The organism is Hamadaea tsunoensis DSM 44101 (assembly GCF_000428945.1).
GTDB lineage: Bacteria > Actinomycetota > Actinomycetes > Mycobacteriales > Micromonosporaceae > Hamadaea > Hamadaea tsunoensis.
Genome location: NZ_AUAX01000015.1, coordinates 19,959 through 46,115, shown reverse-complemented (window position 1 = coordinate 46,115; position 26,157 = coordinate 19,959). Strand labels below are relative to the sequence as shown.

Genomic DNA, 26,157 nt, shown 5'->3' with positions numbered 1-26,157 from the left:
GGGACGTCTCATATCTGGGACAGTTTCTCGACATGGAGATAGTCGAGTCGGCTCCTGACGTGCTGGAGACCCAACTCGCGGCCCGGCTGGCGCAGCTGCGGGCGGAGTACGGCTGGTCGCTGGACCAGCTGGCCCGGCAGACCGGCGTGAGCCGGTCGACGCTCTCCCGGCTGGAACGCGCCGAGATCAGTCCGACCGCGTCGCTGCTGGGCAAGCTCTGCACCGCGTACGGGCGGACGATGTCGCGGCTGCTGGCCGAGGTCGAGGAGGCGCCGTCGCCGGTCGTGCGCGCCGCCGACCAGCCCGTGTGGCACGACGAGGCGTCGGGATTCGTCCGCCGGTCGGTGTCCCCGCCGCACGCCGGCCTGCGCGGCGAGGTCATCGAGGGCACCCTGCGCCCCGGGGCGGACGTCCCGTACGACGCACCGCCGGTCAGCGGACTGGAACAGCACATCTGGGTGCTCGACGGCGCGGTCGAGATCACCGTCAACGGGCAGGTGCACGAGCTGGCCGCGGGGGACTGCCTGCGGTTCCGGCTGTGGGGCGGCTCCCGGTTCCGCAACCTGGGCGAGCAGGCGGCCAGGTACGCCATCCTTGTCGTCGCACCCTGAGCTACACCCTGAAAAGGATCGATATGACCACGATGACCATCGCCCGAATGTCGGCCGAGGAGTTCGCCGCGGGCGTGCCCGGCCTGGCCGAACTGCTGTCCGACGCCGTGGACAGCGGCGCCTCGCTGGGCTTTCTCGCCCCGTACCCGCCCGACGAGGCCGCCGGATGGTGGCGTTCGCTGGCATCCGGGGTGGCCGACGGCAGCCACCTCGTCTGGGCGGCGTACGAGGGCGACCGGATCGTGGGCACGATCAGCCTGGTGCCCGGCCGCAAGGACAACGCCCGCTACCGCGGCGAGCTGATCAAACTGATGGTGCACCGCACAGCGCGGGGACGCGGGCTGGCCAAGCGGCTCATGTCCGTGCTCGAGCAGGAGGCGCGCTCGCTCGGGCTCAGCCTGCTGCTGCTCGACACCGAGACCGGCAGCGACGCCGACTTCCTCTACCGGGCCACCGGCTGGACCGAGTACGGCATCGTGCCCGGCTACGCGGCCGACCCGGGCGGCACCCCGCGCGACTGCACGTTCTTCTACAAGCGGCTGGCCGTCGAGGCGGAATGACGGTCGCGTCGTCCGCCCGCGGGATCGCCCGCCGGCGGACCACGTGCGACACCGCAGATCCACTGTGGATACGCGGAACGGCTCCAGGCCCGCGGGCCTGGAGCCGTTCGGTCGTGCGTTCGGTCAGCTGGCAGGAATCAGCGTGTGCCCGTGCGCGGCGACCTGCCACGGACCACGTCCGGACGCCGCCGCCTGGCCCGTCGCCGACGTCCCGCTGGCGGTGACCGCCGGATCCCAGAACGTACCGACCACATCGGCCAGCACGTTCGTCGTACCGGACCGGTTGTAGACGTGGAAGCCGTTGGCCGGCCCGATGAGGGTGTACACGGCGTTCGGGATGATCTGGCCCTTCGTCGGGTTCAGGTTGCTGACGTTGGGCTGGCCGATGCCGGCGATGCCGCTGGGCCACACCGACACGTAGGTCGACGCCGTCGGAGCCACCGCCGTCACGTTGAGCGCCAGACCGTAGGTCCCGACCGGCGCCACCGAGTCGGGCGCGGTCACGGTGGCGGTCGTGTTCGGGCCCAGCGCGCCCACCGGGTCACCCTGGCGGGTGTCGGCGATGCGTACCGGGGTCAGCGCCTTGAACCGCAGGCCGCCCAGGGAGCTGTCGTCGATGAACCCCATGACGTCCACGATGACGTGCGAGGCGGCCTGCGTGTAGACCGCCACCGACGGGTAACCGCCGCAGCACGATCCGACCGGCACGATCGCCATGTTCGGGACGGCGATGTCGCCCGCCTTGTAGTTCAGCGTCGACGTTCCCGGGCGCGTACCGCTCCCGCTCCAGGTCGTCAGGAAGCCGCTCGCCGAGGGGCTGACCGCGGTCACGTTGACCACCAGCGCGCGGATGTGCGGGTTGGTGTCCGAGCCGAAGTCGACCCCGACCGAGATCGCCTGGCCGGCGGCCAGCTTGGTGCCGAGATCGGTACGGCTGTCGAAGATCCGGCCGGGGATCACCGGCTGGTACTCACCACCGATGCCGGCCGTGGCGGCCACCGCGTTGTCGCTGGCGTAGAAGCCGACCACGTCGGCGATCACCTGCGTACTGCCGGCGTTGTTGTAGATGTTGACCTTGCCGCCGGTGCCGAGGGCGACCGTGACCGAGTTGGCTCCGGTCCACCCCGGTACGAGGTTGAGCGACGAGGTGGTGGGCTGGGTGAAGCCCGCGGGGTACACGGTGAGGAAGCTCGACGCGGTCGCGCCGGTCGCGGTGACGTTGAGGACCACGGCCGACACCCCCGACGCCGGTACGCCGCCGTGCCCGGTCACCTGGAGGCTGATCGTCGAGCGGGGGCCCGCCGGACCCGCCTGCGTCGTGCCCAGGCCGCTGCGGGTGTCGAGGATCCGGGCCGGGGTGACGGGGTAGTAGGTGCCCTTGTTGTCGCTCACGACCAGCGTCTCGCTCAGGATGTGCGTGACGGACGTGCCCGTCGCCTTCACCGCGATCGCGTATCGGCCCGCGACCGCACCGGCGGCGGCGCTGAACGTCGCCGTGGACGTGCCGCCGGTCGACAGCGTCGCCGGGCTGAAGGACGCGGTCACACCGGCGGGCAGCCCCGCCGCGGACAGCGTCACGGACTGCGCCGCGCCCGCCGAGACCGGCAGACGCAGTGTCGTCGTCCCCGCCCGGCCCGGCGTCGTGACCACCGCGTCGCCCGTGATGTCGAAGTCGTTCGCGACGGGCGCCGGCGTGGCCGTCGTGCCGGTGTAGAGCAGCCGGTTGGGCGACCCGCTGCCGCGGTTGACCACCGAACTCGGCGAGGCGTTGGCGATCAGGCTCGCGGACACCTGGGCCGGCGTGAAGGCCGGGTTGTCCGCCAGCACCAGAGCCGCGGCGCCGGCCACATGCGGAGAGGCCATCGAGGTGCCGCTCATGACCGTCGATGCCGTGGTGCCGGCGATCGACGCCGAGGTGATGGCGACGCCCGGCGCGAACAGGTCGACGCAGGAACCGAAGTTGGAGAAGCTCGCCCGGTTGTCGTTGCGGTCGGTCGCGCCGACGGTGATCGCGGCCGCGATACGCGCGGGCGAGTAGCCGCAGGCGTTGTCGTTGCTGTTGCCCGCCGCGACCGCGTACGTGATGCCGGACGCGATCGAGTTGTTGACCGCCGCGTCCAGGGTCGGGTCACCCGTGTCGCCGAGGCTCATGTTGGCCACCGCCGGCTTGACGGCGTGCGCCGTCACCCAGTCGACGCCGGCGACCACGCTCTCGGTGGTGCCCGAGCCGGTGCAGTCCAGCACCCGGACCGCCACCAGCGACACGCCCTTGGCGACGCCGAACGTCGAGCCGCCGATCGTGCCCGCGACGTGCGTACCGTGGCCGTCGCAGTCGTCCGCGCTGCCGCCGGGGGTGATCTCGTCGACCCCCTTGACGGCCCGGCCGCCGAAATCGGTGTGGTTCAACCGGATACCGGTGTCGATGACGTACGCGTGCACGTTGGACGCGGTCGTCGCGTAGGCGTACGCGCTGTCCAGGGGGAGCGGCCGCTGATCGATGCGGTCCAGGCCCCACGACGGGGGATCGGTCTGCGTGGCGTCGATGCGGATCGTCTTGTTCTGCTGGACGTACGCGACGTCCGGCTCGGCGGCCAGCTGCCGGGCGTGCTCGTCGCTCATCGTGGCCGCGAACCCGTGCACGGCCGCGGAGTAGGTGCGCTTGAGCTGGGCGTTGAACCGGTCGGCGAGTGAGCGGGACTTGCCCGCGGTGTCGGCGTACGCGGCCGGCTTCAAGACGACGATGTAGCTGCCGGGGATCGCGTCGGGGCTGCCGGCCCCCACGATCGTGCCTTCAGCTGCTGGTGCGGCGGATGCGACGAGCGCACCGGCCGCCACCAACCCCGTGACCGCCGTGATGAGCAGGCCGACTCTCCGCCAGGGGTGACGCCGTGGGGCGCGTGAGATCTTCATCGGGTCCTTCCAATGAGGGGTGCACCCGGTCCGAGGGGGTACGGCGATGCTGAGCCGCCGGCCGGACAGGCCTGCGGCGAACGCACACGGTACGCGCGCGGGCGGATCCGCACTGTCCCGTCAGCCGTGGGGGTGACGGGATCCACAACCGATCAAAATCAAGATCAAATCAAGATCGACGAACCCGGGACAGGAAGATTTTGACCATCAAGGACCTTCACTGCCGGGATTGATGTGCGCGGCCGTTGAGGTAGCGCTGCTGCTGGATGTTGCGGGCGCGGTCGGCGGCGGCCCGGTACGCCTCGCGGGCCTCGTCGAGCCGGCCGTCCCGCTCCAGCAGATGCGCGCGGACGGCGTACAGGCGGTGGTCGTCGCGGAGACGGGCGTCGGCGGTCAGCGGTTCGAGCAGGTCCAGTCCGGTACGCGGGCCGTGCACCATCGCGGCGGCGACCGCGTGGTTGAGGGCCACCATCGGATTGTCGGCCAGCCGTAGGAGTGTCTCGTAGAGGGCGAGGATCTGCGGCCAGTCGGTCTGCTCGGCGGTGGGCGCCTCGTCGTGCAGGGCCGCGATCGCGGCTTGCAGCTGGTACGGGCCGACGGGACCGCGCGGCAGGGCCGCCGTGATCAGGTCGACGCCTTCGGCGATCAGGTCGGTGTTCCAGCGGCCGCGGTCCTGTTCCGCCATGGGCACCAGGGCCCCGTCCGGACCGGTACGCGCGGCGCGCCGGGCGTCGGTGAGCACCATGAGCGCCAGCAACCCGGCGACCTCGGACTCGTCGGGCAGCAGCCGGTGCAGCATCCGGGTCAGCCGGATCGCCTCGGCCGTCAGCTCCACCCGGTGCGGTGCCGGGCCGGCCGTGGTCGCGTACCCCTCGGTGAACACGAGGTAGAGGGTGTGCATGACCGCGGCGAGGCGCTGGTCGCGGTCGGCCGCCGAGGGCAGCGCGAACGGCTGCCCGCTGGCCGTGACGGTCTGCTTGGCCCGGGTGATCCGCCGCGTCATCGTCTCCGGCGGGACGAGGAACGCCCGGGCGATCTCCGTGGTGGTCAGGCCGCCCACGGCGCGCAGCGTCAGCGCGATCTGCGACGCGGGCGTCAGCGCCGGATGGCAGCACAGGAACAGCAGCACGAGCGTGTCGTCCTCGGCCGCCCCGCCGGTCTCCGCGTTCGTGCCCGCGGTGAGCAGCACGTACCGTTCCTCGCGGGCGCGCCGGGCCTGCTCGCTGCGCAGCAGGTCGGTGAGCCTGCGGGCGGCGACCGTGATGAGCCAGCCGCCCGGATCGTCCGGCCGCCCGGCGGTGGGCCAGCTGGTAGCGGCGGCCAGCAGTGCCTCCTGGACGGCGTCCTCGGCCAGGTCGAGGTGGCCGAACCGGCGTACGACCGCGCCGAGGACCCGCGGCGCCAGGTCGCGCAGCAGGTCCTCGGTCTCCGTCATGCCGTGGTCCTCGCCGGGACCGTCACAGGTCCAGCTCGTCGTGGCCGCCGGCGATCGGCCGCACGTCGGCGTACCCGTCGGCCCAGCGGCCGCCCGGGCTCGGGCAGGCCGACAGCCGGGCGGCGATCTCCGTGGCCCGGTCGAAGCCGTTGCACTCCACGATCCACCAGCCGGCGAGCACCTCCTCGGTCTCCGCGTACGGGCCGTCGGTCACGACCGGGACCCCGTTCTCCAGCGCGCGTACGCGCCGGGTGTGCACCGGTGCGACGAGTGCCCTGGTGTCCACCAGTTCGCCGGACTCGGCCAGTTCCCGGTTGAAGTTCTCCATGAACTGGTACATCGGCGCCCAGTCCTCCGGGGCGAGATCGCCCTTACCGCTCATCAGGTCGTACTCGGACTGCGAGCCGTAGGTCAGGATCATGTACTTCATCGTGGTCTCCCTCTCCGGACGATTGTTTCACCAGGTACGTCGGAGTCGAGGGACGTGGACGGACACGGCCGCCCGCATTCATTCGCCGGAGCCGGGAGCCCGGGCGGCCTCCCACGCGGTCGGCCGGAATTCGATCTTCCCGTGGGCGCGGAACCAGGCCAGCGCGGCGGTCAGCCCGGTGGCCAGGTCGACGGGCGCCGGGGCCGCCGTGCGTTCCAGCGCCGTCGTGTCCAGCAGCATCTCGTAGTCGAAGAACGGGAAATGGGCGATGGCGTTCACGGCCGGATCCGTGACGTGGACGATGTCCGGCTCGACCGACGCCACGTCGGCGAGCACGCGTACGTAGTCGTCGAATGGGTAGGAGCGGGCCTCGGCGACGTTGAACGTGCCGGCGGGAATCGCCCCGTCGCACGCCGCCAGCACCACGTCGGCCAGATGCTCCACCGGGCAGAACTGGATGCGGGTGCCTCCGGTACCGGGGACGAACACGGGCCGGCCGCCCAGCAGCCGCGCCCACAAGAACTGCTCGCGCTGGTCGTTGTTGTGGGGGCCGTACACGTACGGCGGCCGCAGTACCGTCAGCTCGGGGAAGTCCAGCCGGCGCAGCCGCTGTTCGGCTTCGGCCTTGCCGATGCCGTAGCGACCCCAGCGCGCATCGCCCGGCACCGGGGCGTCCTCGCGAAACGGCACCGGCGTCGACGCGCTGTCGTAGACGACGCCGGAGCTGATGTGGACGTACCGCCGGACGCCCAGGGCACGCAGCGGTGCCGAGGTGCTGTCGATGTGGGCGCCCGCCATCGCCGAGACGTCCACGACGCAGTCGTACCCGCCGGTCAGCGCGCGGCGGACCGACGCCGGATCGTTCCGGTCGGCGGTCAGCTGGGCGGCCCGTCCTTGCCAGATCGGGTTCCGGCCGCGATTGAGGACGCCGACCTCGTGATGCCGTAGCAGCGTGGCGACGATCGCCCTGCCGACGAAACTCGTTCCGCCGAGTACCAGCACTCTCACGGCAATGCACCCCGCACGCGGTGATCCGTCATACCCCTATCATCCATCACCGTCACTGCGCTGTCCGTAGTCCCGCGCCACGGCCGGTGGCGTTCAGTCCAGCGCGGCCGCCTTGCGCAGCAGCACGGAACGTTCACGCTGGTTGGCGCACAGCCGGGCCGCACGCTCCAGTTCGGCTCGCGCCTCCGGGCGCCGGCCGAGCCGGGCCAGCAGCTCACCGCGTACGGTCGGCACCAGATGCGAACCGGGGAGCCGGTCCGCGGCGACCAGCTCGTCCACGACGGCCAGGCCCTGCGCCGGGCCGGACGCCATGGCCACCGCGACGGCCCGGTTGAGCTCGACCACCGGTGAGGGCGCGACCCGGCCGAGCGCCTCGTAGAGCAGGACGATCCGGTCCCAGTCGGTCGCCTCGACGCTGGGCGCCGCCGCGTGGGTGGCGGCGATCGCGGCCTGCAGGCCGTAAGGACCGGTGCGGCCGGTCGAGGCCAGGGCCAGCGCCGCCAGCCCGCGGCGGATCGCCGCGCGGTCCCACCGCCGCCGGTCCTGGTCCTCGAGCAGGACCGGCGAGCCGTCCGGGGCGGTCCGGGCCGGGAAGCGCGCGGCCGTCAGCTCGCACAGGGCGAGCAGCCCGTGCACCTCCGGCTCGTGCGGCTGCAGCGCGGCCAGCGCTCGAACCAGCCGGATCGCCTCGTACGCGACGTCGGGGCGCAGCAGCCGGTCACCGGACGTGGCCGTCGACCCCTCGGTGAAAATCACATAGAGCACACTGAGTACGCCGGCCAGCCGCTGCCGCCGCTCGCCGGCCGACGGCAGCTCGAACGGCAGCCCGGCCGCGGCGATCGCCTTCTTGGCCCGGGTGATGCGGGCCTGGACGGTCGGCACGGGTACGAGAAACGCCCGGGAGATCTCCTCAGTGGACAGTCCACCGACGACGCGCAGGGTCAGCGCCACCCGGGCCTCGCGGGAGAGCACCGGATGGCAGCTGATGAACATCAGGGCCAGGATGTCGTCGCCAATCGTGTCGGGGTCGGCCTCCTCGCCGGCCGCCGGAACGGCCGCCAGCAAGGCGTACCGGTCCCGCAGGGCGGCCCGGCGGCGGATCGCGTCGACGGCCCGCCGCCGGGCCGTGGCCATCAGCCAGCCCGCCGGGTTGGCCGGAGCCGCGCGCGGCCACGACACCAGCGCCTCGGCCACCGCCTCCTGCGCCACGTCCTCGGCCAGCCCGAAATCGCCGGTGAACCGGGTCAGCGCGGCGACGATCCGCGCCGACTCGATCCGCCAGACGGCCTCGACGTCGGCCGTGCCCGTCACACCCGGCCGCTGCTCTCGCTGCCCGGCGGGACCTCGTCGCTCTCCGCCACCCGGCGTACCTCGATCTTGGACCCGGGGGCGGCCGGCATCCGCTTCGCCCACTCGACCGCCTCCTGCTGCGAGGCGACGTCGACCAGGAAGTAGCCCCCGAACAGCTCCCTCGTCTCCCCGTACGGGCCGTCGGTCACCAGGGGCGTCTCGCCGCCGAAATCGACCACGGCGCCCCGGGCCGGATCGTCCAGCCCCTCGGCCGCGAGCAGGACGTCGGCTTTCATCATCGCCTCGATGAACCGGCCGGTCGCCGCCATCGACTCGTCGATCGACGCCATCATGGCCGCGTTCGACTCATCGGTGCCCCGCATGATCAGCATGTACCTCGGCATCGCGTTCTCCTCATCCGGACAGGGGCCGCTCGGCCCGCGTACCCCCACGTCGAACGGGCGGGCCGCGGATCGACACGGCCGCGGGGAAAATTATCGCGCCGCTCGCGCGGATCGGCGAAAGGCCCGATCGAATGACTCCGGTACGCGGTAGGCGCGCGACTGATCGAAAAGGCGTCCATCCACACAGGACTGTGCTGATCGCGTCATTGTCGAATGGTGATTGCCGGCTGTTGCGGACATCCGGCGGGGCCTGCTACGGCTATGCTTCGGCCCCATGGTGAAGAACGGGGCCCGCCTGTGGTTGTGGCTGGGCGGTGTTGCGCTCGCGGTCGCCCTCGTCGCTGCTTCGATGGTGGTGTGGTGGCCGGCCCGGCCCGAGAAGGCCGCCATTCCGCCGTCGCGTACGCGAGACTTCGCCGCCTTCGAGGCGTGCCTGCTCACCGGGGCGAACGGGCTCGCCGAGCCGGGGGTGGCCGACGTCTGGGCCGGGATGCGCGACGTCTCCGATGCGACGAGCATCCGGATCTCCTTCCTGGCCGCGAGCGGCCCGGCGACGACGGCCGGGATCCTGCCCTACCTCAACGCGCTGATCCAGCGCGGCTGCGGCGTCATCGTCGCGGTCGGCGGCCCGGAGGTCGCCGCGGCGCGAGCGGGGGCGGCGAAGGCTCCCGCGATGAGCTTCGTGCTCGTGGGCGACGGCGAAGCGCGGACCAACGCGACGGTGGTCCCGGCCGGTGACGGAGTCCGGGCCGGTATCGGCGCCGCGATTCGGGCACGCGTGCGATCTTAGTCGTCTACTACGTTCCGTCGTTTATCCAATATGGATCAAAATCGTGATCCTCTGGCATTTTACCTGCGTCTTTATCATCGGCTCTTGTCACTGCATCACGTGCTGTGCTTCGATGCGCTCGCGGCATTCCATCACGGCTACGGGGGCAGGTGGACGATGCGTGCTGAAGCACGGTCGTGGAGTTTTCGCGTTCGGCGATACGCGCTGCGCGCCTTCTTTTTCGGACTGATTCTCACGCTGGGGGTGGCGCTGTCGGACGGCGAGGCGCTCGCCGCCGTGCCCGGCGGCTGGCCCGGTCTGTCGATGCCGGAGCTGACCGGCCTGCTCACCGCGTTCGGCGGCAACCCCTGGGGACCGCTGCCGGTGCAGCAGTCCGGCACCGCCCGGGGCCACGGCCACACCGCCACCGCCGCGTCGACCCGGGCGGGCATCGGCGCGGGCCACCGGCCGGGACAGGGCAAGGGGCAGCTCCCCGCGTACGCGGACTACGTGCCGAACGTGGTCGCGGGCGCCAGCGTGAAGGCGCACGGATTCGACGCGCAGACCAGCGTACGGGTGCCCGGGAGCTCGACTGCCACGTCGACCTACTTCGTCAACGCGGACGGCTCGCATACGCGGCGGCTCTACCAGTCCACGGTGAACTATCGCGACGCGGGCGGCGGCTGGCTGCCGATCGACACGGCGCTGGACCGCGAGGCCGCCGGCGGCTGGCGGGAGCACGGCAACTCGGTCGGCGTCCAGTTCGCCGCCCAGGCCGACGGCGCGAAGCTCGCCACGCTGACGCTGGACAAGGACCACTCCGTGACCGAGCGGCTGAACGGCGCCGCCCACGTCACCGGCACGGTCAGCGGTTCGACGATCACGTACGCGGGCGTGCTGCCGGGCACCGACATGAAGCTCACGCCGACCGCCCGGGGCGACGTGGAGGAGATGGTCCTGCACTCGGCGGCGGCCGCCGCCGAATGGACGTACGACCTGACGCTGCACGGGCTGTCGGCGACCCTCGCCGACAACGGCGGCGTGGACCTGTCCACGGCCGCCGGCACGAAGCTCGGCCAGATCGCACCCGGACAGGCGTGGGACTCCAACGTCGACAAGCTCTCCGGCGCGCCGGCGACGACCGACGCGGTCGCCTACAAGCTGACCACCACGGGCGGGCACACCCGCCTCGTCGTCACCCTCGACGCCGCCTGGCTGCACGACCCCGCCCGGGTCTTCCCGGTCACCGTCGACCCGTCCACCGGGAACTGGCAGACGCCCAGCACCACGTACGCGATGACGAACCCGGACTACCCGGGCGACCATTCGACGGACAACGTCATCAACGTCGGCTCGTACGATTCGGGGACGCACAAGTCCCGGTCGTTCCTCCAGTTTCCCAACACGGGCATCGACGGTTCCGGGGTGACCGTCTCCTCGGCGAGCCTCAGCCTGTTCGACACGTGGGCGACGGTCTGCACCGCCGAACGGTTCGACGTCGCCGCCGTGACGCAGGCGTGGGCGGCGCCGACGGTGACCTCCTGGCCGGGCCCCACCTACGGCGCGTCGATCGGCAACCTGACCCCGACCGTGACCAACGCCTGCCACAACACCGGCGCCGACCGGTCGATCGGCGACTGGGTGACGGTGCCGCTGGCGACGGGCACGTTCAGCAACTGGTCCACCGGCGCCGCGGCCGACTACGGTCTCGCGCTCTACGCGGTGGAGTCCAACACTCTGACCTGGAAGCGCTTCGGCTCGGCGAACCTGCCCTGGGGCGCGCCCTACCTGACCCTGACCTACACCGGCGTGATGCTGCCGGAGATCCTGACGCAGAGCCCGGCCAACGGGTACGCGACGCCGACCCTCACGCCGGCGCTCTCCGCGATCGGAACCGAGGACTTCTACCTGGCGAACCCGGTGAAGTTCGACTACAAGGTCCTGGACGCCGGGGGCGCCCTCGTGGTCGACTCCGGACCCACCGCCGGCTCGCAATGGGTCGTGCCGCAAGGCAAGCTGCGCTGGGGACAGACGTACTTCTGGCTGGTGCAGGCGTACGACGGCGCGAACTACAGCCCCAATCCGCTGGTGTACCAGCTGTCGACCAAGGTGCCGCAGCCGTCGGTGACGTCCGCGCTGTCGCAGAACTCCGGCGGCAAGGGCTTCGATGCCGCGGCCGGCAACTACACGACGACGGCGACCGACGCCGACGTGGCCTCCGTCGGCCCCTCCCTGTCGGTGGTACGCGACTACAACTCGCGCGATCCGCGTACGACAGGCGCGTTCGGTGCGGCCTGGTCCAGCGTGTTCGACATGCGGGCCGTGGAGCGGTACAACGCGGCCAACGCGGTGTCCACGGTGGTCGTCACCTATCCGGACGGCTCGGAGGTCGGGTTCGGCCGCAACGCGGACGGCTCGTTCACGGCCGGCCAGGGCCGGGCCGCGACGCTGATCCGGTTGGCCGGCGGCTACGAGCTGATCGACAAGGCCGACACGACGTACACCTTCACCCAGTCCCTGGGCGGCGGGGCCTACGGAGTGGCCAGCGTCGCCGACGCGAACGCACGGGCCGCCAACTTCACCTGGGCGTCCGGCAAGATCACGACGATGACCTCGGCGGTGTCGGGCCGGGCGCTGCACCTGACCTGGACGACGCCGGTCGCCCCGGCGACCGCGCACATCGCGTCGGTGGCGACCGACGCGCTGACCACCAACGACCCGTACGTGTGGAACTACAGCTACACGGGCGACCAGTTGACCACCGTGTGCCCGCCCGGCACGACGGTCGACTGCACGCGCTACGGCTACTCCCCGAACCCCTCGTCGCAGTTCCGCAACCAGGTCACCGACGAAGGCGCCGTGTCGTACTGGCCGCTGGCGGAGACGTCCGGCACGACGGCGTACAGCACCTCGCTCGTCAACGAAGGCACGGACAACGCCACCTACGCGAACGTGACCTACGGCGTCACCGGGCCGCTGGCCGGCAGCAGCGCCAAGGCGGTCGGCTTCAACGGCACGACGTCGATGGTGCAGCTGCCGAACCTGCATCTGAACTCGGCGATCTCCCAGTCGGTGTCCCTGTGGTTCAACGCGCCGGTCGGCGCGCCCGCGGGTGTCCTGTACGGGTACTCCGACATGAAGATCTACGCCACCGCCCATCAGGGCAACTCGATGCCCGCCATCTACCTGGGCACGGACGGCAAGCTGATCGGCGAGTTCTGGGGCACGAGCCTGGCGACGCTCAGCCCGATCATGTCCACGGCGTCGTACGCCGACGGCCAGTGGCACCACGTCGTGCTCACCGGCGACCAGGGCGCGCAGAAGATGTACGTCGACGGCGCGCAGGCCGGATCCACGATTCCCGGCTGGGGCGCCCTCGGCCTGTCGCTGACGCTGCCGACCGCGTGGCAGTTCGCCTATCTCGGCGTGGGATATCTGGGCCCGGACACCTACGGCACCGGACTCGGCTGGCCCGACGAGCCGCACTCGGCCTCGACCGACACCGAGTACGCGACCTACTTCAAGGGCTCGATCGCCGACGCGGCCTACTTCGACACCGTGCTGAGCGCCGCCGACGTCGCCGCCCTCAACAAGGCCGGGCGCAACGCGTCGACCCTGCTCACCTCCGTCAAGCGGCCCTCGCAGAAGACATTCGCGACCATCGCGTACGACCCGGTGTCAGCGGCGGTGACGTCGGTGACCGACGAGAACGGCGGGGCCTGGACCGTCTCCGCGCCCTCGGTGGCCGGATCGAGCCAGGTCTACCGGGCCTCCGTCCTCGGTGCGCGGCCGACCGCGTACTACCGGCTGGGCGAGGCCGCCGGGGTGGGCCAGGCCGCCAGCGAGGTCAAGTACCCGACGGCCGCGTACGCGAACGTGAACCTCGGGGCCACCGGCCGGTTCGCCGACGAGAAGGCGGCGACCTTCAACGGGACCACTTCGTCGCTCGGCATTCCCAGCGCCGCGCTGCCCGCCAACGGGCCGCTGAGCGCGCAGATGTGGTTCAACACCACGCATCCGACGGGGATCATGCTCGCCACGCAGAGCGTGGCGATGGGCGGCGGCACCTCGGGCAGTTTCGAACCGATGCTCTGGGTGGGCAGCGACGGCAAGCTGTACGGCGGCATCTGGACGGCCGCCGGCATGGCGGTGGCGGCCTCCGGTGTCACGGTGACCGACGGCAAGTGGCATCAGGTCACCCTCACCGGCGCCGGCACCAACCAGGTGCTCTACCTGGACGGCAAGCAGGTCGCGACCAAGACGGCCACCGGCGGCATCGCCACCGGCGCACTGTCCTACGTGTACGCGGGCACGGGCCACTCCGGCGCGGGCTGGACGGCGCTGCCCAACAACGCCGACGCGTATTTCAACGGGACCCTGGGGGAGGTCGCGCTCTACCCGAGCCAGCTGACGGCCGCCCAGGTCGCCGCCCAGTACGACGCCGCGCAGAACTCCTACGGCCTGGCGCCGCTGACGACCGTGACTGTCACCGACCCCGGCGCGAAAACGCTGACGTACCAGTACGATCCGCGCAACGGCAACCGGGTCGTGGCGACCGTCGACGGGCGGGGCGCGAAGACCAGCTACGGCTACGACACGTCCGGCTTCCTCAGCACGCTCACCGACGCCAACGGCGACGTCACGACGACCGGCCACGACACCGAGGGCAACCCCGTCTCGAAGACCACCTGCCAGAACCAGGCGACGAACACCTGCTCGACGACGTACACCACGTACCAGCCGAACAGCATGGGACTCGACGTCGCCAAGTCGGCGACCGTCACGTCCTCGGGCAACCTCAACAACAGCTCGTGGAACCCGGCGGCGCTGGTCGACGGGAACACGACCTCGGTCGCCGGTGCCATCGGGTACAGCAGCACCGCGTACACGGCCGCGGCGAACACCGCCTGGGTGCAGCTCGACCTCGGCACGGCGAAGAAGATCGACCAGGTCAGCCTCTACCCGCGCAACGACAGCGGCAACGTCGGCCTCTGCTTCCCGCAGGCGTTCACGGTCGCCGTCTCACCGGACAACACGACCTGGACCACCGTCACCACGCAGTCCAACTACGCCCAGCCGACCACCCCGTCGCCCGCGACGTTCGGCTTCGCGCCGATGAACGTCCGCTACGTCAAGGTGACGGCGACGACGCTGCGCAAGGACTCGTCCGCGAACTACTACCTGCAGTTCTCGGAGATCACCGCGCTGTCCGACCGGCCCGATCCGACCGCCGGGGAGCTGCTCACCAGCCGGGACGGGCGGTCGGTGTCGGCGTCGGACAACACCTTCAAGACGACCTACGGCTACGACACGCTCGGCGACCTCACCTCGGTCACGACCCCGCCGGTCGCCGGCTTCCCGGCCGGGCGGACGAGCACGATCGCGTACACGGACGGGACGACGGTCGCCGCGGCGGACAGCGGGTACGCTCCCGCCGGCCTGCCGTACCGGATGGTGTCGCCGGGCGGCGCGGTCAACGCGATCGTCTACAACCACAACGGTGACATCGCGACCACGACCGACGCCGACGGCCTGATCACCCGGTACGCCTATGACGCCCTGGGCCGGGTCGCCACGAAGACGATCGTGTCGGACACCTTCCCGGCGGGGCTCGCCACCACGTACGCGTACGACGGCCACAACCAGGTCACGGACGAGGTCGACCCGGCGGTGCTCGACCGGGTCACCGGATTCACGCACATAGCGCACACGACGACGGGCTACGACGTCGACGGCGACGTGACCTCGCAGAGCGTGGCCGACGACGGCACCGCGCACGACACGACGCGTACGCAGACCGCCACGTTCAACGCCTTCGATCAGGTCGACTCGCAGGTCGATGCGACGCCGCAGCACAACACGACGCACTACACGTACGACGCGTACGGCCGCCGGGCGACGGAGACCGATCCGCAGGGCACGCAGACCCTCTACACGTACGACGCCAACGGCAACCTGCTGACCCGGTCGCTCGCCAACTTCACCGGCGACCCGGTGAGCCCGTCCGCGCCGACCGCGCTGCTGGAGGAGAGCCGCGCCTACGACCCGGCCGGCCGGCTCCAGTCGGTCACCAACGCGATGGGCTTCACGTCGGCGTACGCGTACACCGACGACGGCCTGCAGGTCTCGGTGACCCGGACCGATCAGAACGGGCAGAACGCGTACATCGAGAACTCGGTGACCTACGACGCGGCCGGCAACGTGCTGACGCGGACGACCAACAACGGCGCGACGGTTTCCAGCTTCACGGTCGACGCGGCCTCGCGCCAGACGGGTTCGGTCCTCGACCCGGGCGGTGTCGCGCGCCGCACGACGATCGCCTTCACCCCTGACGACCAGGTCGCGACGATGACCCGGTCGGATGCGACCGGCGCGAGCCAGGTCGCGACCATGACCTACGACGCGATGGGGCAGATGCTGTCCCGGTCGACCCGGGCGGACGGCGCCGGGCATCCCCTGGCCTGGTGGCGGCTCAACCAGGCGGGCGGATCGGTCGTGACCGACGCATCGGGCACGGGCAACGCGGCGTCGGCGTCGGCCGGCGTCACGTGGTCGGGCGGGACCGCCTCGTTCAACGGCACCTCGGGCGCCGTCACCACCAACGGGCCGGTCCTCAGCACGACGACCTCGTTCACGGTCTCCGCCTGGGTCGACCTCGGCAGCGCCGCGGCCGCGACGACCGTCGCGGCCCAGGACGGCACCAACCAGTCGGCGTTCTACCTGCAATACGACCCGGGTTCCACGGCGTGGCGGATCGGCGCCGCGGCGAGCGACGCCGCGGCCGGATCGTGGGTCGGCGTGGACGCCCCCGCCAACAGCGCGGTGGTGGGCAGCTGGCAGCACCTGGTGGGCGAGTACGACTCGACCGCCGGCACGCTCGCCCTGTTCGTCAACGGCGCCGCGGCCGGTTCGGTCGCCTTCACCACACCGTGGCAGGCCGCCGGCGCGTTCACCGTCGGCCGGGCGAAGGTCAACGGCGCCGCGGCCCAGTACTTCAACGGCCAGATCGCGAATGTGCAGGTTTACCAGCGCAAGCTCAGCGGCACCGAAGTCGCCGGCCTGTACGCCGCCGGGCGTACCGGATCGGCCGTCGCGTCCTCGACGGAACTCACCACCTCCTGGACCCGCGATCGGCGGGGCCTGCCGAAGACGGCGACCGACCAGAACCAGAACGTCACCACCTACAACTACGACGAGGCGGGCCGGCTGAGCACGACGGTCGCCCCGGCGATCACCGCCGAGGTCGACGGAGTCGTCACGAACTCGGTCTCTCCGGTGATCACCCGCGGCTACAACGCCTTCGGCGAACTCGTCGAGGGCGAGGACTCGTACGGTCACATCACGCGCCTGACCAGGGACGCCCGGGGCCGGGCGGTGGCGCAGATCCTGCCGGACTACACGCAGCCGGGCACGTCGACGATCCTGCACGACGTGACGACGGTCAACGCCTACGACGCGGTCGGCAACCTCACCTCGACCACCGACCCGCTGGGACACGCGACGCAGTACCTCTACGACCAGCTCGGCGACCTCGCCCGGGTCACGGCGCCGGACGGCGGCATCACCCACTACACGTACGACGCCAACGGCGACCGGATGTCGGCCACCGATCCGATGGGCGCGCAGACCCAGGCGACCTACGACCATCTCGGCCGCCAGGTGACCGCCACCGTGCTCGACCGCTACCCGTCCCCGACGACCTCGACGACCACCCGCTCGTACGCGGCGTCGGCGTCGAACCCCGGCGGAGCCTGGCTGGCCTCGGTCACCACGCAGAACGGCGCCGCCACCCGGTACGCGTACGACAAGGCCGGCGAGACCACGTCGGTCACCGACGTGGCGGCGAACACGACCACGCAGTACGCGTACGACTTCCTGGGCCGCGCCACCAGGACGACCGCGCCGGACGGTTCGGCGGTCGCGACCACCTACGACGTCGACGGCCACCCGCTGACCGTGTCCACTCTGGACTCCTTCGGTGCGACGACCAGCACCCGGTCGTCGGCCTACGACGCCGACGGCAACGTCCTGTCCACCACGGACGCCCTGGGGCACACGACGACGTTCGCGTACGACGCCCTCAACGAGCTCGTGCAGGAGTCGCAGCCGACGTCCGCCACCCACTCCATCGTGACCACGTTCGGCTACGACCTGCGCGGCAACCGCACGCGTTATACGGACGGGCGCGGCAAGTCCTGGCTGTACGGCTTCAACTCCTGGAACCTGGCGGAGACGGTGACCGAACCGGCGACCGCCAACTACAGCACCGACGGCGACCGCAAGACGGTCACCACCTACCGCGAGGACGGCCGGGCCGTTGGGCAGGCGCTTCCCGGCGGCGTCACGCTCGCCGTCGGCTACGACAACGCCGGCCGCGTCACCTCGCAGTCCGGTGGCGGCGCCGAGGCCGCCACCGCCGGCCGGTCGTTCACCTTCGACCTCGACGGCCGGCTCACCCAGGCCGCGACGACCGGGACCCTCTCCGCCGAGACGTTCACCTACAACGACCGCGGCGAGATGCTCACCGCGGCCGGCTCGGGCGGCGCGAGTTCCTTCGGCTACAACACCGACGGCCTGATGACCTCCCGTCAGGACGCCAGCGGCACCACCGGCTACGGCTACGACGGCTCCGACCGGCTCAGCACGATCACCGACGCCGCCACCGGCACCGGCATCACGCTCGGCTACAACACGCTCTCCCAGATCAAGACCATCCAGTACGCGACGGGTGACCTGCGTACGCTCGCCTACGACCCGATGCACCGGCTGGGCAGCGACACGCTGACGAACAGCGGCGCCACGGTCGCCTCGATCGGGTACGGCTACGACCCCGGCGGCAACGAGACCTCGAAGACGACCACCGGCTTCGGGTCCGCCGCCGGCAACGTCTACGGCTACGACTGGGCCGGCCGGCTGACGTCCTGGAACAACGGCACCACCACCGTCAACTACGGCTACGACGACGCGGGCAACCGGACGCAGGTCGGCGCCGACGTCTACACCTACGACGCCCGTGACGAGCTCACCGGCGACGGCTACACCTCCTACGTCTACACCGCCCGCGGCACCATGACCTCCGCGGGAGCGACCTCCTACACCACCGACGCTTACGGCCAGACCATCACCGCCGGTACGCAGACGTACGCGTACGACGCCGTCGGCCGGGTGCTCACCGACAACGCCATCACGTTCAGCTACTCGGGCATCGGCAACACGCTCGCGGCCGACAACCAGAACACCTACTCCCGCGACCCGAACGGCGGCCTGGTCGGCATCGGACTCGTCGGCGGCACCACGAGCGACGGCGAACTCGCGTACACCGACGCGCACACCGACGTCGTCGGCGACTTCAAGGCCGCCGCAGCCACTCTCGCCGGGTCGGCCGCGTACGACCCGCTCGGCAACGTCCTCGCCCGGACCGGCCTGGCCGGCCAGCTCGGCTACCAGTCCGGCTGGACGGACCAGGCGACCGGCAAGGTCAACATGGCGGCGCGCTGGTACAACCCGGCCACCGGCCAGTTCATGAACAAGGACACCGCCGGGCCCGGCCCGGTGCCGAATTCGGCCGCCGCCAACCCGTTCGCGTATGTCGGCGGCAGCCCGCTGCGGATGACCGACCCCTCGGGCCACGGCTGGTGGGGCAGCTTCACCGGCTGGGTCTCGGACACCGCGTCGAGCACCTGGAACTCGGTGACGTCGGCGGCGTCGGCGACCTGGAACTGGGTCAGCGACAAGGCGACCTCCTTCTACGACGACGCCAAGCACAGCGTCACCACCTTCGTCGACAAGGTGAAGGACAAGTACGACCGGACGATGGCCGCGCTCGACAAGGAGCTGCGCGACTTCAACCGCGAGATGCAGCACATGCGACAGCAGCTCGCCGCCTGGAAGAACGAGATGAAGGCGAAGGCCGAGCATTTCGTCTCGACGGCGTACCACAAATCCGTCGACGCGGTGAAGACCGCCGGCACCTTCGTCAAGAACCATGCGGCGGCGATCGGATCGTTCGTGGTGTCGACAGCGGTCTTCCTGGGCTGCGAGGCCGTGCTCGGAGCCGCCACCGGCGGCGTCGGAGCGGTCGCGGGAGCGGTCGCCTGCGGTGCGCTGTCCGGCGCGGTCGGCGGGCTGTTCACCCAGGCGGCCAACTGCTTCGACGGCAAGAAGGGCGCCTGCTCGGCCGGCGCCTTCCTCAAGGCCGGCCTGATCGGCGGCGCCGTCGGCGGCCTGTCCGGCCTCGGCGGAGCGCTCGGCGGCAAGCTGCTGAGCGCGGTCGGCGGCCGGGTACTCGGCGCGGTCGGCGGGCTGTTCAGCCGCGGCGGCGCGGAAGCGGTCGAAGGCCTCGCGACCGACGCCACGGAGACCGCGGTCGCCGAAACGGCGGAGGCCGGCGGCGAAGGCGCGGCGACCTCCGCGGCGGAAGACGCCGGGCAGGCGGGCAAGGCGGGAGAGCGGCCGAGCGCGGAGGAGGAGTCGGGACCCGAATCCGAGGCCGGTGAATCGGACAGCCCCAGCTGCGAGGTGGAGGTACACAGCTTCGTCGGCCCCACCAAGGTCTTGATGGCCGACGGATCCACCAAGCGGATCGACGAGATCAAGGCCGGCGACACGGTCGCCAACGCGGCCCCGGAGAAGTCGGGAACCTTGTCCCACAAGGTCGACCGGGTCATCGTCACGACGACGGACCACGACTTCGTCGACCTCACGATCAAGGACGCCCAAGGCACTGGCGAGCACAAGCTCACCACCACCTACCACCACGCGTTCTTCGACAAGACGAAGGAATCCTTCGTCGAGGCCGCGAAGCTGGAGGTGGGCGACCGGCTGCAGACCACCGACGGCACGGCGACGGTGACCGGTGTCCGGCTGTATCACGCCACCCAGGTCACCTATGACCTGACCATCGACGGCCTGCACACCTACTTCGTCCTCGCGGGCGACGTGGCGGTGCTGGTCCACAACGCGAAGAAGTGCGGCCGTGCGCCGGCCGGGCACAACTATCGCGGCGGGCAGTACAAGGACCTCAAGGATCCGGCCACCGGGAACAACGTGCCGGGCACAGAGATCAACCACATGCCGTCGTCGCAGGCGAACACCGAGGTGTTCGGGATTCCCGAGGGCCAGGGGCTCGCCATCCAGATGGATGAGGCCGATCACGTCCTGACGGAGAGCTGGGGCCGGGGCTACGCGGGTGAACTGCATCGGGCGGAGCAGATGTACCTCCTGCGCCAGGGGCGCCTCACCGAAGCTCTGGACATGGATATCCTGAACATCAAGTCGATGTTCGGCAACAAGTACGACGCGGCCATGAACGAGATGCTCGGAGCACTTCCGGACTACCTCGCGGCGATCAACAAGGCCGGTATCTTCAAGGGAACCTTCATATGACGTCTGATGCCGGTACGGTGGTGGTCGCCTTCGAACGCGTCGGCGACCTCCGCTTCGGCGGTACGCGTACAGGCACCCGGGCGCTGCTCGGCGCTCCGAACGAATCCTTTCGCCGGGGTGCCGCGATGGCCGAGCGCTCGGATCTCTACCGGGGCCACGGCCTGATCCTCTCGTTCCGGGCGGGGGGCCTGCTCGCCTCGGTGGAGCTGATCCCGCCGGCCGAGCCGGCCTTCGACGGAGTTCCGCTGCTGAGCGTCCCTGCCCGGCAGGTCGTCGAGACCCTCGAACAGCGCGGCCTGGACGTCACCCGCTCACGGGACCTCTGGATCGTCCGCGCGGCCGGCCTCGCGTTGTCGGCCCGCGGCGGGCAGGCCGGTGACGAGCCGTTCGACGCCGTCGAGGCGTACGTGGCCGATCCGCCGGGCCGGATCGACTTCTTCGAGCCGGCCGCGCCGGTCGGCCCACCGGATCTCACCGTGTACGCCGACCGCGTAGGCCCCGTAGCGCTGGGAGCGGTGCGGTCCGACGTCCGCCAGGCGTTCGGTCCCGGGATGGCGTCGACGATGTACGCCGAGCCGGTGGACACGTTCTTCGCCGGCCTCACCGTCGAGTACGACGAGGCGGACCAGGCCCGGCGGCTGTGCGTGACCAAGCCCGGCGCGCGTACGGGCGATGGGCTCGCAGCGGTGGGCGAGAGCTTCGACGAGTGCCTCGCGGCGCTCGGCCGGGCCGGAGTGGCCCACGTCGTCGGGGAGGCCGAGATCGATATCACCGGCTCGGGCGTCCGGGCCGCCGCGATGCGGGCCGGCGACGGCTCGCTGCCCGTCTCGTCCCTGGCGATCCGGACCGTTCGTCAGCCATAGTCTGCCCGTGAGCATTCTGGACGAACTGATCCTCGTGGTCGAGCCGCCACCCGCCGGCGTCGTGCCGGCGCCGGACTGGGCGGCGACCGAGGCGAGGCTCGGCCTCACGCTGCCCGCCGACTACAAGCTTCTGGTGGAGCGGTACGGGCCGGGTGCCTTCGACAAGTTCCTGCATGTTCTCCAGCCGGGCTGCACGTCCGTGTATGTCCAGCTGGAAGCCCAGGCGGAGCGTATGGAGGAACTCTTCGAGGCGTTCCAGGCGGGCAACGAGCCGCTTCCTTACGATGCGGGCCGGCTGCTGCCCGTCGCGGTGACGGACAACGGCGACACCGTCTACTGGATACGCGACCCCGAGGACCGGCCCGACGACTGGCGGATCGTCGCGAACGGTGCCCGCAACACGAAGTGGCCGGAGTTCGACGGCGGCATCGTCGACTTCCTCGTCGCCGTACTCTCCCGCGCGACGTACATCGAGGTGTTCCCACGGGCCTTTCCCCGGCCGGATCCGGTGTTCGCGCGTTATCCGGCGCGGTGAACCATGGGAGTCAGACCGGGGTCCGGCCATCCGCGTACCCCGCCTGCTCCGAAGGAAGGACATGAGCGCACCCGCCCTGGAAGGCGTACGCCGCACGGGCAGCCGCGCGGTGATCATCGTGGCGCACGGCGGCCAGGCCGACAGCCGTGCGCCCGCGGGCCGGGGGCGGCTGACCTATCTGTGGCAGTGGGGATTCAGCCGTGCCCTGGTGCCGTTGGCGCGTGAGTACGACGCGCAGGTCTGGCGGCTGCGGTACCGGTTCCGGGGCTGGAACGGCGCCGCCGCGGACGCCGCGCGGGACGCGACCTGGGCGGTACGCCGGTTCGGCGGCCGGCCGGTCCTGCTCGTCGGGCATTCGATGGGCGGCCGTGCGGTGCTGTACGCGGCCGCGGCCGTCCCCGGGGTCGCCGGTGTCTGCGCGCTCGCGCCCTGGATCGAACCCGGCGACCCGCTGGTACGCACACCCGCGCTGATCCTGCACGGGTCCCGTGACCGGATCACCGATCCTGCCGCCTCCCGCGCGTACGCCGACCGCAGCGGGGCACGGTTCGCGCTGGTGGAAGGGGACGGGCATTTCATGGTGCGGCATCCGCAGCGGTGGTTCGATCCTACGGCGGAGTTCCTGCGGGAGCGCCTGCGCGAGATCACCGGCTGACGGCTTGTCCAACGCCGTCCAACACATCGATGCCGTGCCGCCCGGCCGACGGAGAATCAGCCCACTCCACGGACGAGCACGGAAGGGTTCCCATGAGACTGCACAGACCGGCCCTGGCCGCCCTGGCCACGGCGGCCGCCCTGCTGATGCAGGCGCCTGCGTACGCCGCCGACTCGACGCCGCCGTCGGCTCCGTCGGCGCCGAACTTCAGCAGCGTCACGACCACCGCGCTGAACGCGGCCTGGGGCGAGTCGGCCGATGACACCGGCGTCGCCGGCTACTACCTGCAGCAGCTGGTCGGCGGGGTGTGGACGACGATCCGCACGACCACGCCGAGCGGGCGGTTCCAGAGTGTCACCGGGCTGAGCCCGGCGACCTCCTACAGTTTCGCGGTCGTCGCCTTCGACGCCGCGGGCAACGCCTCGGCCCGGTCGGCCACGGGTACGGTCACGACTCTCGCGCTCACGCCCTATGTCACCTGCCGGGTGCAGGTCGTCACCTTCAGCACCGGCTTCATCGCGACGGTGACGCTGGTCAACACGACGGTTGCTGCGACTACCGGTTGGCGCGTCGGGTTCAGCCTGCCGGCCGCCATCACGGTCGGCTCTGTGTTCAACGCCGCGCTCACCAGGTCGGGGACGGCCGGGACGCTCGCGCCGCTGGCGTACAGCGCCGTCATCGCGCCGGGCGGGCAGCTGCCCGTCGGCTTCGCCGGCAGCGGCCCGGCGCCCGTCACCCCGCCGAGCGCCTTCTCGCTCGACGGGCGGCCCTGCACGGCGGGTTAAGCTGCGGACATCGACAGTCGCGTACGCCCATACGCCACCGGCGACCCGGATCTCCGGGTCGCCCAGGTGTCCTCTGTGGAGGATCTCGGCCGGCTCCTGCGCCAGTTGCGCCGCCGGCACGCCCGCGCCCGGGGTACGGCCGAGCTGACCTACCGCGAGATCGCCGCCGGGACCGGCTGGTCGCACGGCATCGTGGGGGAGTACCTGAGCGGCCGCGTCCTCCCGCCGACCGACCGCTTCGACACGCTCGTGCGGCTGTTCGGCGCCACGCCCGCCGAGCAGGGCGCGCTCGCCACCGCCCGCGACCGGGTCGAGGAGGCCCGGCGGCCCGCGATCCGCCGCGCCGTCCCGCGCCAGCTGCCGCCGCAGGCGTACCCGTTCGTGGGCCGGGCGGCCGCGTGGGAGGCGCTGGACGCGACACTCGCCGATCCCCGGCCGGTCGTCGTCGCGGGCACGGCCGGCGTCGGCAAGACCGCGCTGGCGGTGCGGTGGGCGTACAGCGTCGCCGACCGGTTCCCCGACGGGCAGCTCTACGTCGACCTACGCGGCTACGACGCCGGAGCGCCCGTCCCGCCGGCCGACGCCCTCGCCGCGTTCCTGCGCGCCTGCGGCGTCCGTCCCGAGGAGATCCCCGCCGACGCTGGCGAGCGCGCCGCGCGGTGGCGTACCGAGCTGGCCGATCGGCGGGTCCTCGTGCTGCTGGACAACGCCTGCGCCGCCGACCAGGTGCGCCCGCTGCTGCCCGGCGGCGCGCACTGCCGCGTCGTGGTCACCAGCCGCGACGACCTGCCCGGCCTGGTGGCCCGCGACGGCGCCCGCCGCGTTCCACTCGACGTCCTCAGCGAGGAGGAGGCCGTCGCCCTGCTGCGCTCCCTTGTGGACGAACGGCTCACCCGCCATGATGCCGCCGAGCTCGCCGCCTGCTGCGCCCGGCTGCCGCTCGCCCTGCGCGTCGCCGCCGCCCGCGCCGACCGGCCGCTCGCCGCCCTCGTCGCCGGCTTCCGCGCCGGCTCCGGCCTCGACCTGCTCGACCCCGGCGACCCCCGCGCCGCCGTGCGTACGGTCTTCTCCTGGTCGCGGGCCCGCCTCAGCCCGGCCGCCGCGCGCCTGTTCGGCCTCGTCGGACTCCACCCCGGAACCTCCTTCGACGTGTACGCCGCGGCGGCGCTCGGCGACCTGACCGTGGCCGGGGCGCACACCGCACTGGCGGAGCTGGCCGGCGCGCACCTCGTCGAACCGGGCTTCACGTTGCACGACCTGCTGCGCGCGTACGCGGCCGAGACCGCGCCGCCCGAGGAGGTGCGCCCGGCGTTGACCCGACTGTTCGACCACTACACGGCGACGGCCGTCCACGCGGCCCGGACCCTGTTCCCCCACGACCCGCCGGTGCCGTGGACCGCGACGGAGAACGAGCGGCCGCTCGGCGTACGCGATGATGCCCGTCAATGGTGCGACGAGCAGCGGGCGAACCTGGTGGCCGCGGCCCGGTACGCCGCGCGGCACGGCTGGCCGCGGCACAGCGTCGCCCTGTCGCGGGCGCTGTGGCGGGTGTTCGAGGTCGGCGGGCACCTCCAGGAGGCGCTGGCCGTGCACGGCGCGGCGGCGGGAGTCGCGCCGCAGGACGCGGAGGTGCTGACGAACCTCGGCGGCGCGCACGGCTGGCTGGGCGATCTCGCGCAGGCGCGGGCGCTGTACGAACGGGCGCTGGGGGCCGGGGGCGGGGCCAGGACGACCGGGCGGCTGGCGCTGGTCTGCGAGCGCCAGGGCCGGTACGCCGAGGCGGCCGACCACATGACGGCGGCGCTCGCCCTGCACCGCGCGGACGGCGACCGGTACGGCGAAGCGGGGCAGCTGCTGAACCTCGGGACTGTCCACAGGAGGCGCGGCCGGTACGCGGAAGCCGCCGCGCACCACCACCGGGCAGCCGAACTGTTCGCGGCGCTCGGCGAGGTACGCCTGGAGGGCTACGCGCTCGGCAACCTCGGCGCGGTCGAATCCCTGCTCGGCGAGCACGACGCGGCGCTGGCCCACCTGACGCGGGCGCTGGAGCAGTGCGAGGCGGCAGGCGACCGGGCCGGCGTCGGCAGCGCGCTCACCACCCTCGGGACCGTCCACACGCGACGGGGCGCGTACGCCGAGGCCCTCGAACTGCTGCGGCGCGGGCTGTCCGTCAGCCGGGAGACCGCCGACCGCAGCCTGGAGACCGAGACGCTCAACGGCCTGGGGGAGGTGCTGCTGGCCACCGGCCGGTACGCCGAGGCCGTCGACGCGCACCGCGAAGCACTCGGCTGGGCGGAGCGTACGGGGGACCGGTTCGAGGGCGCCCGCGCGGCCGAGGGGCTGGGGTCGGCGTACGCCGGGCTCGGCGACCGTACGCGGGCGGCCGGGTGGTGGTCGGCGGGGCTCGCGGGCTATGCGGGCCTCGGTGTGCCGGAGGCGGACCGGGTCCGGGCGCTGCTGTCCGGTTCCGCCGGCGGCCGGGCCGAGGAGGAGGCCGGATAGAAACCGGGACGGCGG

Annotated in this window: 15 protein-coding genes; 9 read left to right on the top strand and 6 right to left on the bottom strand. The window is 71.7% G+C overall.

Annotated features, from left to right (window positions below; all coding sequences use genetic code 11):
• The first annotated feature begins 32 nt into the window (after nucleotides 1–32).
• Nucleotides 33–611 carry a helix-turn-helix domain-containing protein gene (locus G401_RS0120895; RefSeq protein ID WP_027344033.1) on the top strand — a complete coding sequence of 193 codons (579 nt, stop codon included), beginning with the start codon at nucleotides 33–35 and terminating at the stop codon, nucleotides 609–611.
• Between the two features lie 23 nt (nucleotides 612–634).
• Nucleotides 635–1,171, top strand: a complete 537-nt coding sequence (locus G401_RS0120890; RefSeq protein ID WP_027344032.1) for a GNAT family N-acetyltransferase — start codon at nucleotides 635–637, stop codon at nucleotides 1,169–1,171.
• Nucleotides 1,172–1,294: 123 nt separating this feature from the next.
• Here G401_RS0120890 and G401_RS57145 read toward each other — a convergent pair whose 3' ends face one another.
• The 6 genes from G401_RS57145 to G401_RS0120860 form a co-directional block, all read right to left on the bottom strand.
• The gene (locus G401_RS57145) at nucleotides 1,295–4,081 is read right to left on the bottom strand and encodes a S8 family peptidase (RefSeq protein WP_084557438.1); all 2,787 of its coding nucleotides are present in this window, start codon (nucleotides 4,079–4,081) and stop codon (nucleotides 1,295–1,297) included.
• A 217-nt stretch (nucleotides 4,082–4,298) separates the two neighbouring features.
• On the bottom strand, nucleotides 4,299–5,516 hold the full coding sequence (locus tag G401_RS0120880) for an RNA polymerase sigma factor (RefSeq protein WP_027344031.1): 1,218 nt from the start codon (nucleotides 5,514–5,516) through the stop codon (nucleotides 4,299–4,301).
• Between the two features lie 22 nt (nucleotides 5,517–5,538).
• Nucleotides 5,539–5,946 (bottom strand): YciI family protein, encoded by a 408-nt coding sequence (locus G401_RS0120875; RefSeq protein ID WP_027344030.1) that lies wholly within the window; start codon nucleotides 5,944–5,946, stop codon nucleotides 5,539–5,541.
• Between the two features lie 78 nt (nucleotides 5,947–6,024).
• Nucleotides 6,025–6,954 (bottom strand): NAD-dependent epimerase/dehydratase family protein, encoded by a 930-nt coding sequence (locus G401_RS0120870; RefSeq protein ID WP_169734225.1) that lies wholly within the window; start codon nucleotides 6,952–6,954, stop codon nucleotides 6,025–6,027.
• 93 nt (nucleotides 6,955–7,047) lie between these two features.
• The gene (locus G401_RS0120865) at nucleotides 7,048–8,265 is read right to left on the bottom strand and encodes an RNA polymerase sigma factor (RefSeq protein ID WP_027344028.1); all 1,218 of its coding nucleotides are present in this window, start codon (nucleotides 8,263–8,265) and stop codon (nucleotides 7,048–7,050) included.
• The gene (locus G401_RS0120860) at nucleotides 8,262–8,648 is read right to left on the bottom strand and encodes a YciI family protein (RefSeq protein ID WP_027344027.1); all 387 of its coding nucleotides are present in this window, start codon (nucleotides 8,646–8,648) and stop codon (nucleotides 8,262–8,264) included. Before G401_RS0120860 ends, G401_RS0120865 begins: the two co-directional genes overlap by 4 nt.
• A gap of 274 nt (nucleotides 8,649–8,922) precedes the next feature.
• On the opposite strand from G401_RS0120860, the gene G401_RS0120855 reads away from it, so the two are divergent.
• The 7 genes from G401_RS0120855 to G401_RS47200 all read left to right on the top strand — a co-directional run bounded on the left by G401_RS0120855 (nucleotide 8,923) and on the right by G401_RS47200 (nucleotide 26,142).
• The gene (locus G401_RS0120855) at nucleotides 8,923–9,438 is read left to right on the top strand and encodes a BMP family ABC transporter substrate-binding protein (RefSeq protein WP_157545995.1); all 516 of its coding nucleotides are present in this window, start codon (nucleotides 8,923–8,925) and stop codon (nucleotides 9,436–9,438) included.
• Nucleotides 9,439–9,681: 243 nt separating this feature from the next.
• Nucleotides 9,682–20,802, top strand: a complete 11,121-nt coding sequence (locus G401_RS47215; RefSeq protein ID WP_051366930.1) for a LamG-like jellyroll fold domain-containing protein — start codon at nucleotides 9,682–9,684, stop codon at nucleotides 20,800–20,802.
• Nucleotides 20,799–21,665, top strand: coding sequence for a hypothetical protein (locus tag G401_RS0120845; RefSeq protein ID WP_027344025.1), 867 nt, complete (start codon nucleotides 20,799–20,801; stop codon nucleotides 21,663–21,665). Before G401_RS47215 ends, G401_RS0120845 begins: the two co-directional genes overlap by 4 nt.
• Nucleotides 21,666–21,672: 7 nt before the next feature.
• Complete coding sequence (locus G401_RS47210; protein WP_051366929.1) at nucleotides 21,673–22,200, top strand: SMI1/KNR4 family protein; 528 nt, start codon at nucleotides 21,673–21,675, stop codon at nucleotides 22,198–22,200.
• A 61-nt stretch (nucleotides 22,201–22,261) separates the two neighbouring features.
• Nucleotides 22,262–22,855, top strand: a complete 594-nt coding sequence (locus tag G401_RS58620) for an alpha/beta hydrolase (protein WP_051366928.1) — start codon at nucleotides 22,262–22,264, stop codon at nucleotides 22,853–22,855.
• A gap of 92 nt (nucleotides 22,856–22,947) precedes the next feature.
• Nucleotides 22,948–23,640: a cellulose binding domain-containing protein gene (locus G401_RS0120830; RefSeq protein ID WP_027344024.1), complete on the top strand. Its 693-nt coding sequence runs from the start codon at nucleotides 22,948–22,950 to the stop codon at nucleotides 23,638–23,640.
• 66 nt (nucleotides 23,641–23,706) lie between these two features.
• Nucleotides 23,707–26,142 carry an ATP-binding protein gene (locus G401_RS47200; protein ID WP_084557434.1) on the top strand — a complete coding sequence of 812 codons (2,436 nt, stop codon included), beginning with the start codon at nucleotides 23,707–23,709 and terminating at the stop codon, nucleotides 26,140–26,142.
• Nucleotides 26,143–26,157: the final 15 nt, after the last annotated feature.